This window comes from Bradyrhizobium sp. CB82 (assembly GCF_029714405.1).
Lineage (GTDB): Bacteria > Pseudomonadota > Alphaproteobacteria > Rhizobiales > Xanthobacteraceae > Bradyrhizobium.
Genome location: NZ_CP121650.1, coordinates 7,577,384 through 7,591,412 on the forward strand (window position 1 = coordinate 7,577,384; position 14,029 = coordinate 7,591,412).

The 14,029-nt window shown below is 56.4% G+C and carries 8 protein-coding genes; 5 read left to right on the plus strand and 3 right to left on the minus strand.

Annotated features, from left to right (window positions below; translation table 11 throughout):
• Window positions 1–153: 153 nt before the first annotated feature.
• The 5 genes from QA640_RS36615 (at window position 154) to QA640_RS36635 (ending at window position 6,634) form a co-directional block, all read left to right on the plus strand.
• On the plus strand, window positions 154–1,689 hold the full coding sequence (locus QA640_RS36615) for an AMP-binding protein (RefSeq protein WP_283037626.1): 1,536 nt from the start codon (window positions 154–156) through the stop codon (window positions 1,687–1,689).
• Window positions 1,690–2,526: 837 nt separating this feature from the next.
• Window positions 2,527–3,336: a transglycosylase domain-containing protein gene (locus QA640_RS36620; protein ID WP_283037627.1), complete on the plus strand. Its 810-nt coding sequence runs from the start codon at window positions 2,527–2,529 to the stop codon at window positions 3,334–3,336.
• Between the two features lie 798 nt (window positions 3,337–4,134).
• Window positions 4,135–4,413, plus strand: a complete 279-nt coding sequence (locus tag QA640_RS36625; RefSeq protein WP_283037628.1) for a hypothetical protein — start codon at window positions 4,135–4,137, stop codon at window positions 4,411–4,413.
• Window positions 4,414–4,749: 336 nt separating this feature from the next.
• Window positions 4,750–5,115 carry a hypothetical protein gene (locus QA640_RS36630; protein WP_283037629.1) on the plus strand — a complete coding sequence of 122 codons (366 nt, stop codon included), beginning with the start codon at window positions 4,750–4,752 and terminating at the stop codon, window positions 5,113–5,115.
• A 145-nt stretch (window positions 5,116–5,260) separates the two neighbouring features.
• A complete protein-coding gene (locus tag QA640_RS36635; RefSeq protein ID WP_283037630.1) occupies window positions 5,261–6,634 on the plus strand; it encodes a radical SAM family RiPP maturation amino acid epimerase in 1,374 nt (457 codons plus the stop codon).
• A 956-nt stretch (window positions 6,635–7,590) separates the two neighbouring features.
• Here QA640_RS36635 and nifA read toward each other — a convergent pair.
• From nifA to QA640_RS36650, 3 genes are all read right to left on the minus strand, one after another.
• Window positions 7,591–9,408 carry a nif-specific transcriptional activator NifA gene (gene nifA, locus QA640_RS36640; RefSeq protein ID WP_283037631.1) on the minus strand — a complete coding sequence of 606 codons (1,818 nt, stop codon included), beginning with the start codon at window positions 9,406–9,408 and terminating at the stop codon, window positions 7,591–7,593.
• Window positions 9,409–10,578: 1,170 nt separating this feature from the next.
• Window positions 10,579–11,565 carry a nodulation protein NodZ gene (locus tag QA640_RS36645; protein ID WP_283037632.1) on the minus strand — a complete coding sequence of 329 codons (987 nt, stop codon included), beginning with the start codon at window positions 11,563–11,565 and terminating at the stop codon, window positions 10,579–10,581.
• 261 nt (window positions 11,566–11,826) lie between these two features.
• Window positions 11,827–13,875, minus strand: coding sequence for a carbamoyltransferase (locus QA640_RS36650; protein ID WP_283037633.1), 2,049 nt, complete (start codon window positions 13,873–13,875; stop codon window positions 11,827–11,829).
• Between the last annotated feature and the right edge of the window lie 154 nt (window positions 13,876–14,029).

Here is a 14,029-nt window from a genome sequence, read left to right on the forward strand (position 1 = left end):
GACAGGGGAAACAATGCAGTCCATCGTAGCTTAAGCTGCATTTGCCGAGGAGCGTAACACACGAGATCACGGCCTTCAAAGAACGCTGACTAGCGATGGTTTTGCCGACTCGGGGGTGGCTACTGGACGGACCCAACGACAAAGGATGACGTAGTGAATCTCTCCACATTGATTGAGCGTAACGCGGCGTTCGCTCCTAACAAACCTGCGATCCACTTCGAGGGCGACACCTTAAGTTACGCCGACTTTAATCAACGCATCGGCCGGGCGGCACGAACCCTGCAAACAGCATTCGGCGTTAAGAGGGGCGATCGCGTCGCTGTCCTGAGCCTCAACCGCCCTGATTATCTAGTTCTCCTCTACGCTTGCGCACGGATCGGGGCGATATTGGTGCCGATGAATTGGCGATTGGCGTTGGCTGAGCAGCTTTTCATCCTTTCGAACGTTGGCGCTAAGGTTCTGGTCCTTGAGCAGGCTTTTGGAGCCGTTCTGCCGATATTGTCGGAGACGCTGCCCGGCATCGCAACCGTGGGCTTCGGCTTTGCGTCTCCCGGCGCGTGCACGTGGGAGGGCTTGTTGGATCAGACACAGGGGGACAGCTACGAGCCTCGCGCAAACCTGGCCGACCCGCTTCTGATTGTCTACACATCGGGCACCACTGGCCGGCCGAAGGGGGCGGTGCTCCGCCAGGAGGCGTTATTGTGGAATGGCGTGATGAGCCAACACATGCACGCCCTCACATCTGACGATCATGTGCTGACCGTATTGCCGCTTTTCCACGTCGGCGGGCTCAACATTCAGACGACGCCTGCATTGCATCTCGGCGCGACCGTCACAATCCATTCACGGTTTGCGACTGAGGCTACGCTTGCCGCGCTCAAGCAGGATCGCCCCACTTTGACGGTCCTGGTGCCTGCGACCATTCAGGCCTTGACCGACCACCTAATGTGGTCAAGCACCGATCTTTCGTCACTGAAGGCGGTTTCCGTTGGTTCCTCGACCGTGCCGCAGCACCTGGTTGATCGCTTGGTTGCACGTCGGGTGCCGGTGCTCCACATTTACGGCTCCACGGAAACAAGCCCCATTGCGATCTATACAAGGCTCGGCGGCGACCTTTCGCGGCAAGGGTCGACCGGCCTGCCCGGAATATGCTGCGAAGCGGTTGTCATGGATGATGCAGGTAACGAGTTGCCCGCGGGGTCGCCAGGTGAGATCGCTGTGCGCGGGCCCAACGTATTGCAGGAGTATTGGGGCAATCATCCGGCCACGCGCGAGGTGATGCATGACGGCTGGTATCGTACTGGCGACATCGCCCGTCGCGATACCGACGGATATTTTTGGGTCCATGACCGTAAGAAGAATCTGATCATTTCCGGTGGAGAAAACATCTATCCGGCGGAGGTCGAGCGCGTACTTTTGGAGCATCCCGATGTTGCTGAGTGCGCGGTCATCGGCCGGCCGGATCCACAATGGGATGAGGTGCCGGTTGCCTATGTGATCAAGCGGTCCGGAGCCCACATAGACGGCGAGGCACTCGTAACACATGTGCAATCGCATCTCGCACGCTTCAAAGCGCCGCGCGAAATCATTTTTATAGAAGAATTGCCGAGAACGGCCCTGGGTAAGATTCAGCATACTGTGCTCAAACAACTCGATTCTCGCTCGGGCGAGAAAGACCTCAGCGATTGACGAACGGCATCTGGGGGTACGCGCAAAGATCCTGTGCCGCTGCGCTCATGTGCCTCAAGCGGCGCGTGCCTCTGCGAATCATCGGCGAATGCACGCTCCAACGGAACACCCCTTCCACGAACCGGATCGGCTGAAGCTGTCGGCAACACGTGGCTCGTCGATTTTTTGGGGCGAAAGTTGACGCACTTTGCGATGGACGTCAGGTGCTGCCGATGTTTCGCTTCAGCAACCGCGCGAAGGCGCCACACTTGCCCCCTATGTTGGCGGGCGAGCTTGCTTGCCGATTTAGAAGGCAGAACTCACATCAGACAGCGGGAGCATCGATGCTTGGTCAGAACATCATCTGTTTCGATATGCCTCTCGAGATACGGCGAGCAATGAAATAGACGCTCCGCAACCTTTTTGGCACCAACGGCTGCGACCGCGATCAATCAGTTCGGACAACCGATATTTTCCGCGGATGAGCACCTAGCGAGCGCTTCGCTCCGCTTCCGAATAGCTGACATTTACAGAATCGGACCTTGTCGCCCAGGGCGCATTCGGACGAAAGCGCACTCGGACGCAGCAGATCACGACCGCGTATCTCAACCTCGCGCTGGCCTCTCCCTCCCGCGCCAAACGGAAACAGCATCCCGCTGAGCTATGCAATTCTTAAGGTTTGCCTCAGCTTTCGAAGGACGCCTGGTCGCCCGCCGCTTAGGCCCGTGTACGTAAACCTGAAAGATCCCCGTGATTCAAATTATACCACCAAAGACGTCCACCATCCGGCACTGCTTGTCGGCTCGCGAGCGGTCCTTCGGACTCGCCCTACTGTCCTACGGGAGGGACTTGCGGGAATTGTATTACCGTTACTCGAGGCTTCTAGACGGCATCTCTCTGGGCCGGTGGCAGCGCTGGCTCCTTCTCGAACCCGTTTCCGAGGCCCTGACTTTCACTTTCTGTGGATTGCTTCTTGTGCTGGCCTTTGCCATCTCGACTACTCGCGCCCTTCTGCAAGAGGATTGCCTGAAGGCTTCCGATGTCACAGTGTGCTTGCTTAACGGGCTCGCCGGGCCGATTGGCCATGGGGTACCGATCCCTCTTAGGGACTTTCCCGACGCGCTGATCAAGGCCACGATCGCAACCGAGGACCGACAATTTTACAACCATCTTGACATCGATTTCCCTGGTACTTTCCACCTGCTACTTGGGGCGCAGAACGGCGCCCACCAGCACGGCTCCACAATCACCGAGCAACTCGCAAGGACACTGCTTTTGGATGCAGAGCCCAGCATCGGACACAAAATCAAGCAGGTTCTGCTCGCAATCTGGCTAGAATGGAATCTGACCAAAGATGAAATCTTGAGACTTTATCTCAACTGTGTCGATATGGGCGCCGATACCCTCGGTGTCGATGGTGCGGCGCGCTTTTACTTCAATAAGCCTGCCCGCGACGTGACCCTCGCTGAAGCTGCGATGCTGGTCGGCCTGATCAACGCGCCGACAAGATATGCTCCTCACATCGACCTGACTACGGCTCATGCTCGCGCCAACATGGTGCTGGACAACTTGATCGAAGCCGGATTCATGACTGAAGACCAAGCGATCGGAGCACGGCACAACGCCGCAAAAGTGATCGCGCGACGCAATGGGACATCACCAAATTAGAAGTATCGCTCAGAAAAACTTTCTTGCACAATTTCAGATGGGTGCCACTGTTGGCGCGACGTTTTCGCAAGCTCCAATTCAGCTTGCGTCGTCGACAAAGCAGCTCACCAGAGCTTTCCCATGGACGTACTGTGATATCTCGAATTCCTGTCAGGCTTATCTTTGCGACGCGCTTGAGATGTTGCAGCGACCCAGTCCCCATCGCATCTAAACACTATGCTGACTCTTATAGTACGTGGACAGTCGCCGTATCTTAGCCAACAATCTAAAGCCTTCCGGTGACACCATCCGGTGGCAGATCGACCGTTGGGATACGCTCTTTCCCAACAACGGTCCGTTTCGAGTCGTGATGCGTTGCACACACGACGCCGCTTCGGCTCGGCAAGCGTAACCGCGCCCGGGTAGAGATTTTTTGGATTTCTCCGCGGCACGGATTGAGGTTTTGCGCGGAGTCTTTATTGAGAGAACAGCGCAGTCCATACAGAGTTACCGCGCCGCCTCGCTAATCGGACAACAGCCACGGCTGTCCCGCGACAGATAGATTCGATCCGTGATTTGACGCGTCAATCTTACTATTGAAGGTACTAACATATTGAATTTCGCTAAATACAAGCGACTTCAAACAGCAGTAGTCATCATGGCTTCAACAAGCGCCTGTATAGGCTTGATCAACGCATCGACATGCATTCAGTGGGATGAATGATTGCGAATGCTTCGCGACGCGTTCCAGCGCCTACGTCCCACTTCTGGCCAGCCGCGTGCCGTTGCCGAAAGGATATTCTACTGGAGTTTCCGTTCATGGATCACCCTTCTCCCCAACAGCAGCAAGGATTTGACGCTCTGGTGAGCGTGGCATTTGAGAAGTCATGGCGTTTTGTGGAGAAAGACCCGTTCCTGACCCATAATGCGGAGGCATTGCTCCGCGCTCGGCTGCGAATCCACCTGGAACGTTCATTGGAAACCGGCGAAAAAAATGTTCTTCATCTGGCAAACAACGCTATATGGAATCTACGTACCGAACTTGGACGGCAGCCGAGTATAGTGCCGTTCTCGCAGCGGCCCGGAAAGCGGTCGTAAGTCCCAACTGCCATGGATTGGCGCTCTTGAAGGTGGGCAATGGTCATCGTTTGGCTGCAGCCTGCCCCTGCGATTCCGATGGTTCGTTGCACCCGTACGGGCCCGCTTGCAGCAGGTAGACATACAGGTCCGTCTGATGTTTGCGCGGCCGGCTAGAACTTTAGCGTACAGCCGCCCCGCGAGTGTTTCGCGCAGGTAGGCTGCCTTGTCGATATGTGCGTCAGATCGCGCAGAACCTGCCATTTCGGGTCGGCACGCGGCTTGCTTGGCGCCTAGCGATCGCTTGCGAAGGTGGGACAGGACCAGCATCATCGAGCGAATGCGCGGAGAGTAGCCATGTCGAGAACGGACGTAGAGCGTTTTGTGGACGATTTAAGCGTAAAGGGTGCTCTGCTCAACAGCGTCAAACCAACTGCTACAGGTCTGAGCCCGATTGTAGGCATCGGAAAGAGCCTCGACTACGACTTCACGCTTGATGAGGTCAAGAGCTACATCCGAGTGCACCGCCGACAGAAGTCGAGGGAGAAAAAGCCTGAGGCGACCGCGGGCGGCAAGCACAGTACCGGCGTTGAAGCCATGAGCAGCGTTGTACAAACTAGGGAGTTGGTTAATTCCGCTACGGACCTGCCGACGACCATCGAACCGTTCCCTAGCGTCGCCGCCGTCGTTCTAGTTGTAGTCATTGTTGTCGTGGTCGCATGAATGCAACCCTCGTCAGAGTGAGATAATGCCATCAGGCGATGCGGCTTTAAGGGCTCACCCATACGCTCAAGGGGAACACAGTCGATCGATTTTTGACCGGCTCACCCCCGCGCAGCGGCGCACGTTGTCACACGTGAAGCGCTTCATGGAGCGGCTGGCTGGTGACATGGACTTCCGTAAGGCACTTTCGGAGAACGTCGAGGCCCCTCGAGCTGTAACGGAGCGCTTCGGTATCGAAGTCGACCCGATGGAGATGCTGCCGCTCTGGCGCGGTAGCCACCTGAAATACCGATTCAAGCCGGAGTCTGCCCCTTGGCCGCTGGCTATGATGTGGGACGAGTATATGCGCGAGATGTTGCGCCATCGCGACCTCCTGCGCGACCAAGGCGGAATGTCGATGATCAACCCTCGATTTCATGCCTGGCGCGAGCGCCAAATCCGGCGCTGCAACGACGAGTTGGGCAGATCGGCGCCGGCGGTCACGCACCCCATTATCGCTTTCGAGCTAAGCGAAGGCTGCAGCGTCGGTTGCTCGTTCTGTGGCCTCTCGGCCGATCGCTTCAAAGGCTATTACGAGTATAGCAAAGACCATACAGAGCTTTGGCGTGGCGTGGTTGGTGCCGCGAGCGAGATGTTTGGTTCAGCAGCCCGTACCGGCTTCTGCTACTGGGCCACAGATCCAATGGACAACCCAGACTATGACCGCTTTCTGTTCGACTACTATCAGATCACGGGCGCATTGCCGCAAACAACGACGGCCGCCCCACTCAAGGATGAGGCACTCACTAGGCGCGTGCTCGAGCTTTTCGACATGCATGGTACTACGACGAACCGTTTTTCCGTGTTGAGCACAAGGCATCTGAATGAGATTCACAGGGCGTTTTCGCCCGAGGAACTGATGGGAGTCGAACTTATCTTACAGGGCAAGGAGGCACCGATCGCAAAGGCTCTTACCGGACGCGCGCGCGAGCGAAAGGAGAAGCTCCGCGTCGCCAACAAAGATGATGCAGTCGCCTTGCTGGAGCGCGACCATACGACGATTGCCTGTGTTTCGGGATTCCTCGTCAATATGCGCCAAGGACGTTTACAGCTAGTCACGCCGGTACCTGGTAGCGATCGCTGGCCTCTCGGATACCGCATCCTGGGTCAACATTCCTTCAGGACGCCTGGCGAGTTTCGGAAAGGGGTGCAGATCATGATCAACCAATATATGCTCGATAGCCCAGCCGCCGACCTGCCGATCTGCTTCCGCAGAGACCTGCAGTATCAAGCAGGAGACCGGTATTTCCATCTCCGCTCACGCAACAGGGAACACCGGGTGCTCGATGACGTAGCACCAATTTCTGTTGGCGATCTAATCGCCCGCGGCAATTGCACAGCTTCGGAGCTAGTTATGCAAGTTGCCACAGACGGAATGAGCGTACTTGCAATCGCCGACCTGCTCGATCAGCTATACGCGGCTGGGTTGATCGAGGAGGATCTCGATGACACTTCACCTGACAAACTGGCGACGGGATGACAGGTCAAATGAGGGGCATGGATCACTTGTCTCTCACTGAGGTGCTGCACCAGCTTCCTTTGAACGAACTGCGGAATCTTATTATCTGGCGATGCGGGGCGTGGTGACCAGCAGCGTTAACTCGGTCAAGCTTAAAGCGCGCAGCCATCGGCCGACAGAGTAGCCCAGGGTACATGAGGTGATGGTCGGGGCTTATGCTTCTTCATTAGCGAAAAGAACTCGACGTGTCGCCTGGCCTATTGCTGGATCCTCAAAGAGGCGCATGGTTCGAAGTGTCTGGGCTGGGAGCTGTCTCTACGGGTACTCGGCGGCACCGGACAATTGTAAGATAACCAATGGGTTGTTGCCGAGAACTACGGCGACGGCCCGACGATTATTGTCGGTAAGCGACAATTCCACGTATTGGAAGCGAGATGCCTCGGCTGTTGAGGAGGGGAATGGCTCCCTCTCCGCGGGCGAGGTGCGCCTCCCACGCAACGTCCACATTTCCATATGACCAGAAATGCTCCGTTTGGTCGCGCAATCATTTGATGTTTCGGCGTATCTGTCCTTGACTTTTGAGACACGCGTTTGTTGTTTCTGGCTGACATCGACAATTTTTCTACTGTCTTGCCTACGAAACGACTCTGGGTATGCGGGTCGGCTGACGGATCAGACCTAAGCTGAGCCATATTTCGGACCCGCCACGCGTCACGATTCCAGTTCTGCAACGGTAAAAAAGGGAGGGGCGGCGTGTCGTAATGACCACCGCTTACGCCTTGTCGCTTTTGAAGTCCGATCAATTGGCTGATCGTCTCGTTCCGCGGCCGCCACGTGGTCGCCCTAGGAAAGGAGTCGCTTCGCTCAGCTGGATCCCTGGCCCACCATGTCTCCATTAGGTCTATGGCAAGATCTACGATCACTGCCGTTGATTGCGCGGGCCGACAAACTCACATCCTAACCAGCTCAGCAGCCACTCACAGGCGCTTAATTTCGATGCCGTATTTCCTCAGCGCGTAGCCGATTTGGCGCGGCGTTAGTCCGAGTAGGCGCGCCGCCTTTGCCTGCACCCAGCCAGTCTTCTCCATGGCAGCAATGAGGCGCTCGCGATCCGTCAACTTCGTACCGCTCGAGATGGTACCAGCAACCGGCTCGGCCAGGACAGGCGGAGTCAGAACCGCAACCGACCCGGCTGCGTCGGGGATTGGCGTAGCTGGCTTGGGCGATAGCTCACTGATCAGCGTGGAGCGCGGCTTCGCTTCGTCCAATCCGCTTTTCCATAGTAGGGCGGAAAGGCACTGACCATGACAGCAGGCAAAATCGCTCCTGACAATGAATGGCCCCGGCGCCAGTGTTGCAGTTCGCTGAACGCAATTCTCAAGTTCACGAACATTGCCAGGAAATCCGCAATTCATCAGAACGTCCACGGCGTCCGGATCGAACGTTAGTGTGCGACTGTTCTCGCTGTTGAAGTTCTTCAGAAACTCAGTGGCAAGCAGCGGAATGTCGCTGCGCCTTTCGCGGAGCGGCGGCAGAAGCAATGGAACAACACTAATACGATAGTAGAGGTCGGCGCGAAACTCACTTTTTGACACCGCCCCTTCTAGGTCCTTGTTGGTTGCAGCGATCACTCGGACGTCAACTTTCATGGTGTGACCACTACCGACCCGTTCGAACTCTTGCTCCTGAAGAACCCGCAGCAACTTTGCCTGAAACGAGCCTGAGATCTCGCCGATCTCGTCCAGAAACAGCGTTCCCTTGTCGGCAAGCTCGAAGCGTCCTTTGCGTGAATTAAGGGCCCCGGTAAAGGCTCCTTTTTCATGCCCGAACAACTCGGATTCCAGCACGGTCTCAGGCAGCGCGGCGCAGTTCATTTTGATGAACGGCCGCTTGGCACGCGGGGATAGCTCGTGGATTGCCTTGGCAACCAGCTCCTTGCCGGTGCCTGATTCACCTCGCAAAAGAACCGTCGCATTCGACTTGGCTACGACCGCGATCTTGTCGAGCAGTGCGCGCAACGCCGGGCTGGTACCGATAATACCATCGATGTGAACCTTCTTACGCTCTCGCGCAGGCTGCTTAAATTCGAGCAGTTCCTTCTGCCATCGATAGCTCTCCGCCATGAGGCGTTTGCGATCGCGCGCGACCAAGCGATGGAGCTTCACCGCCTGCCCTATCAGGTTCGCGATCATGGTGAGTAGCCGGACATCGGAATCGAGTGGGAACATCGAATCCAGGTCTGGCACTCGCTCAATGGATAGGGTGCCAACCACCTTTCCATCGACGCTGATAGGAACGCCGATGAACGACAATCGCATGTGATCGGATACGCCGAGCACGTCCATATCAGCTGCGCTAAAGGCCGGATGCTTGGCGATGTCTTCAGCGACGAACGGGATGCCCGTCGTCACGATCTCCTCAATCGCTTTTTGCGGCAGGCGCATACGGTAGCGCTCATCGCTTCCTTCGGTCCAGCCAGCGCCGACTGCAATCTCGGGCACATCATCGTCTGCCATGAGAGACACGACACCATGTCGCATCTGCAAAGAGGACTGCAGCAAATCGATGACATTTGCCAACGCGACTTCGAGCCGCGACGGGCTGGCGAGCATGTTCGATATTTCGAACACCCCTCTAAGTGCGATCTCGTTCAATGGCAGGATCACGGGAAGGTTCGATCCGGCTTCCGGGCCTTGCCACTCGCATTCGGAATCAATCTGCACCCCGACAACGTCGACGCCGCCCTTGTTCTCCCCACATGCAGTTAGTTGGCACTTCGAAACATCGTCTTGCATCTCACGCTCGATCTCGCGCTCATTCTGATGGCGCTAAGATATAACACTTTTTCATGGCACGACGATAAAGAAGGGGCTTTCATTCGCATCACGTTCCTTCAAACAATTGCGCGGACACTTTTTGGAACACAACCGACGTCCATTTAGCAACAATGGGCGATTTCTTCCGCGTGAGCGAATCCGATCATATCTGTTCCACCGTCGTGGATCATGATCTAGGTGACCTTGGTTCTCGCTCGAGCACTAGATCCTCTTTTCCAAACGCGCTGCATTCTGCATACACTTTCGGCAACGTGAAATCTATTTCCGACAGTGACGTCGGAGCGCGCTCTCGTACGACATGCCGATAAATGAACGATATCTTTCCTTCTTTTGTCGTTGTCCATTCACTCACGCCTAGGTGAGTGCAGGATTTGGACCAGTCGGATACCCAAAACGCCGGCACGATGCGACGCAATGTCACGCGCGAAAACGGCTTAGCCTCTTCCGGCCATCAGGCGCGGCGTCCTTTCAGACAGTCGCTTTTGCCGTCTATTCGTTCTTCTTCAAGCGCACGAAATCGCGCCGGCGGACACGTGCGCCATTGTCTTTTTCGCCGTGGTGCAACCGCAACAGGGGGGCCTTGTTTGTCCGAAACCCTTCAATGCATCCGAAGGCGGACAATTTGTGAGCTAACCGACGAACATCACGTCCGCGAGGCGGGCTCCTTGAATTGATGGCACCGATCTTTTCGATGCGCAGGACGGTCAAGCAGGGCGGTGTTCATTGCCTCGGCCACACCGGCCGGGATTGCAACCAGACGCAGCAGCCGATTAGGTTAGATTTATCGGCTAGGCCGCTGCGCCAGCGACATGCAGTGAAGGCGCGTCGTTCCAGCGGTTGGCGCCTTTTTTGATTTCGCTGCGCTCTAGAGACGCACTCGATCTCCAACAAGGCCGTTCGTCGACGCGAAGACGTAAGTCCCGCTCAGCGGCAATCAACACGGCTTTGCGGGACGCACTTCATCTACGGGTCGCCAAGCGGGGTATGATCGGCGGGAATCATTACGAAGCCAGGCAATCTGCCGCGCAGGCACCGCCGTTTAAGCCTCGGCAAAGCGCTCGCCCCGAGGAAGTAACAGAGGACACACGACGGCCGTATGGTCAGCGAGAATATGCGTTATCTGGTTTATCAGATCGGGTGGCGTTTAGGCGGCTCTTCAATCAGGATTAAATGCGCCGGATCATTCAAATCAAACTCAATAATGCGCGGCGCGACAAGTCGAGCATAGCGCGTAAAGGCGCTGGTCGGAGGAAAACGAATTACGGTATCGCATCGCCCGAGAAGGTACATCTCGATAAGGGCCGAAGATCCGCCGTCCGCTCCTAGCTCGGCACTGTGTAACGGGCCGGCTTGATCCGCTTGAAAGCGCTTCGAGATCGTAAAGAGGTCGGGGAACTTGGCCGAGACCTGGTCAAGAACCTTCGGGCTATCCGTGCACAAAAAGACCTTCACGGGCTTTGCATGGGGTAGAGCTTTGGCCTTTTGGATGGCAGTGCACACCTGCCGCAAGGCAACCTCTGGATCGGCCCAGTAAGGCCTGTGCCCCATGATATCTTCGCCATTGCCGTGTCGAACATGAACGCCGACTACGCTGCACCCATCAAAGTATTCCTGATATATCGCGTCGATCCGAGCTTGAATTTCAGACCGCGGTTTGATGCTGCGAAATATTTGTCGCTCGGCGTCCTGATCACAAGCCCACATCAAACACGCATCGCACACCACAGTATTCGCGTCAGTATCGTCCTTGGACTCGAAAAGCTGTCTCAGCTCGTCGCGCTCTCGGAAGATCTGCTCATCTGGTCGATAAACGCAGTCGATCGATGGTCGATTCCACCACGTTGGAAAGAATGACCCGGGAAGTGAGAGATTGTTGACTTGATCGTCGCAGATCACACGTACGCTGGCGATCTCATCAATTTGTTCGAAGAATACCGGAAACGCATTGGTGAAGGGCTGACCGAGATAGCAAGAGCCCCGCCAATCGATGACCAGCGTACGACCTGTCCGCTTGGCGTACTGCCAGGCTGCCGCCAGCGACCATAAGCAATCACCGAGACCGGTGCGCCGCCGAGAAACGACGAACCTTTCCTTCCTAACCCTGTCATCAAACATTTTAACTTTCCTTGCGGTAACGTACCGGATCGATCAGCAGCCGCGCATACTTTTGCTCGAGCCTGTCACCATGCTTCACGGCCCGGCAACTCCTGATGACCTGCTTAGGACCGAGCGACTATCCGCTCGAACGATGGTGTTCGATACAACATTGAGCATATCCATCGGCTCCCTTGCATAGGAGCGCTATCACGGGAGTACGCTCTCCTCCCGGGCCTCGCCCTCATGCTTAGAGATTCGCCCCAATGATAGTGAGTGCGCTTATGCTAGTTCTGTCATCTGATGGGAGTCACTCTTCAAGTGAGTAGCGCATGAGGGCGGATGTAGGCGCACCCGGCGTTGCTGCCACAGGCCCCTCAGTTCTTCGATCAGCGCCTCACGCTTCGTGTGGTCCAATACCATAGAGTCGAAGAGGTCACTGAGGACGGCTTCGCCCTTGACCCGCATCAGCAGATCGAACAGCTCATCTGAGATACGCACTGCGCCGCCGCCGGAAAACGTGGTGCGGACCTCGCATACCGTCTCTTGCCGATCTCGTGCGGTGTGAGCGCGAACGCGATACAGGGATGCATAAGGTGGCAGTGAAACGGCGAGCGAAGTCCAATCGTCAAGCGTCACAGATCGCTTTCTGACCAGAAACGGCCCGACCACAAGAGCATCGAGCTCGGTCGTCAGAAATGTGGCGACGGCGTCTGCAACCGAATCCACGATCGGTTCGGCATTATTGTTAAAGGAGGTATTGAGCACAACTGGAATGCCCGTCCGCTTCTTGAACTCATCGATAAGGCCCCAGTAGCTTGGATTTGACTTGCGGGACACTGTCTGCAGCCGTGCAGTGCCATCAACGTGCGTGATCGCTCCCAGCAAGTCGCGCTTTGACTCATGCACACGAACGACGAAGTTCATGAATGGAAATTCCCTCAAACCAGCCGGCAGATCGAAATATTCGGGAGCATCCTCCTCCAACACGGAGGGCGCGAACGGCCGATAACCCTCGCGCTTCTTGACCATCGCGTTTATGCGATCCTTGTTAGCTGCAGGTCGCGGGTCGGCGAGAATACTGCGGTTGCCGAGCGCACGTGGTCCGAACTCCGACCGACCCTGCACCCAGCCAATGACTGCGCCGTTTGCCATCCAGTCAGCCGCCCTGCCCGCCACGTCATCACTGCGTTCAATATCGAGGTGCCCGGCCCATGCATTCAGTTCCTGCTCCAGGGTATCTTCGGTCCCGAGATCGGGCCCCCAATAGACCTCCTGGAGCCGCTCGCGCGGCGCGGGCTGATCAATCTCACGAGAGGCCATGAGTGCAGCGCCTAACGCGCAACCGGCATCGTGCGCCGCGGGCTGCACGAAAATATCTTCGAAAAGTCCTGAATACAGCAGCTTACCATTCACGGTGCAGTTGTGAGCTACTCCGCCAGCCAAGCACAGCCGCGTCATTCCCGTGGCTTCCCGATAATGCCGAAGTATGTGAAACACGATCCGTTCGAGCGCTTCCTGCAAAGAAGCACTGACATCGCGGTGCTGCTGGGTGAATGGCATTCCCTTCCGCCGAACCTGAATATTGCGGACCAGCGCCGGACCGATGCGATCCAGGTAGAGCCGGAAGCCGCCGTTATCTCCAAGTTCGTAGAACTGCTCGAATAGCTTGCGATAAGGAACGGGGTCTCCGTATGGGGCAAGGCCCATGACCTTGTACTCGTCGAATAAGCTGTAGCCGAGGTATCGTATCGTCTCGAGATAAAACAGCCCCAAAGAGTTGCTCTCCGGGAAGCTCTTGAGTTGGTTAACCTCGCTTTCAGCTCCGATGGCAACGAGGCCGGAGAGAAACTCACCACCGCCATCGATTGCAAGAATAAGACTTTTTTCAAATCCGGACATTGCGAATGCGCTTACCGCGTGCGCCTGGTGGTGACTTACGAATGAGATACGGGACGGATCGACCTCGGTGTTGAACTCCTGAGCCAGCATCGTTCGCAGCAAAAGCCTGGCATCCATCGGAATAGTGTCGGACGGCTGCGAAACGAACAGGCGCTCGAGCATCGCATTGCAGTATGCTTCGGTTGCATAGAACGCGATGCGATCGACGTCGCTCAGTTGAACACCTGCCGCTTCGAGGCAGTATTGGATCGAACGGCTCGGAAATTTGTTAGAGTGCTTGACCCGATTGAGACGCTCTTCTTCAACGGCCGCGATAACACGTCCGTCGCGCATGAGCACAGCTGCGCCGTCGTGAAGAAATGTGCTTGGAAGCTCGGGTCGATATTCATAAACCTTGTCTAGTCCGCCGCTCATGCCGAGACACAGCATCTCACTCTCCGTTAATTGTAAAAGGCTCAATTATGACCAGCGGCCTCTCAGCCACTCGCCGCTGCATACACCAACCCGACAGCACCAGCACACGAGACCGTGGAGACTTGACGGATCTCCACACCATGGGTCGTGCGTTGGTCAACGCTTCCAC

What these genes read in the sequence shown, in the direction of transcription:
- QA640_RS36625 (WP_283037628.1), top strand. Translation starts at nt 4,135, where the DNA reads ATGGATCACCCTTCTCCCCAACAGCAGCAAGGATTTGACGCTCTGGTG.
- QA640_RS36630 (WP_283037629.1), top strand. Translation starts at nt 4,750, where the DNA reads ATGTCGAGAACGGACGTAGAGCGTTTTGTGGACGATTTAAGCGTAAAG.
- QA640_RS36650 (WP_283037633.1), bottom strand. Translation starts at nt 13,875, where the DNA reads ATGCTGTGTCTCGGCATGAGCGGCGGACTAGACAAGGTTTATGAATAT.
- QA640_RS36635 (WP_283037630.1), top strand. Translation starts at nt 5,261, where the DNA reads ATGGAGCGGCTGGCTGGTGACATGGACTTCCGTAAGGCACTTTCGGAG.
- nifA (WP_283037631.1), bottom strand. Translation starts at nt 9,408, where the DNA reads ATGCAAGACGATGTTTCGAAGTGCCAACTAACTGCATGTGGGGAGAAC.
- QA640_RS36645 (WP_283037632.1), bottom strand. Translation starts at nt 11,565, where the DNA reads ATGTTTGATGACAGGGTTAGGAAGGAAAGGTTCGTCGTTTCTCGGCGG.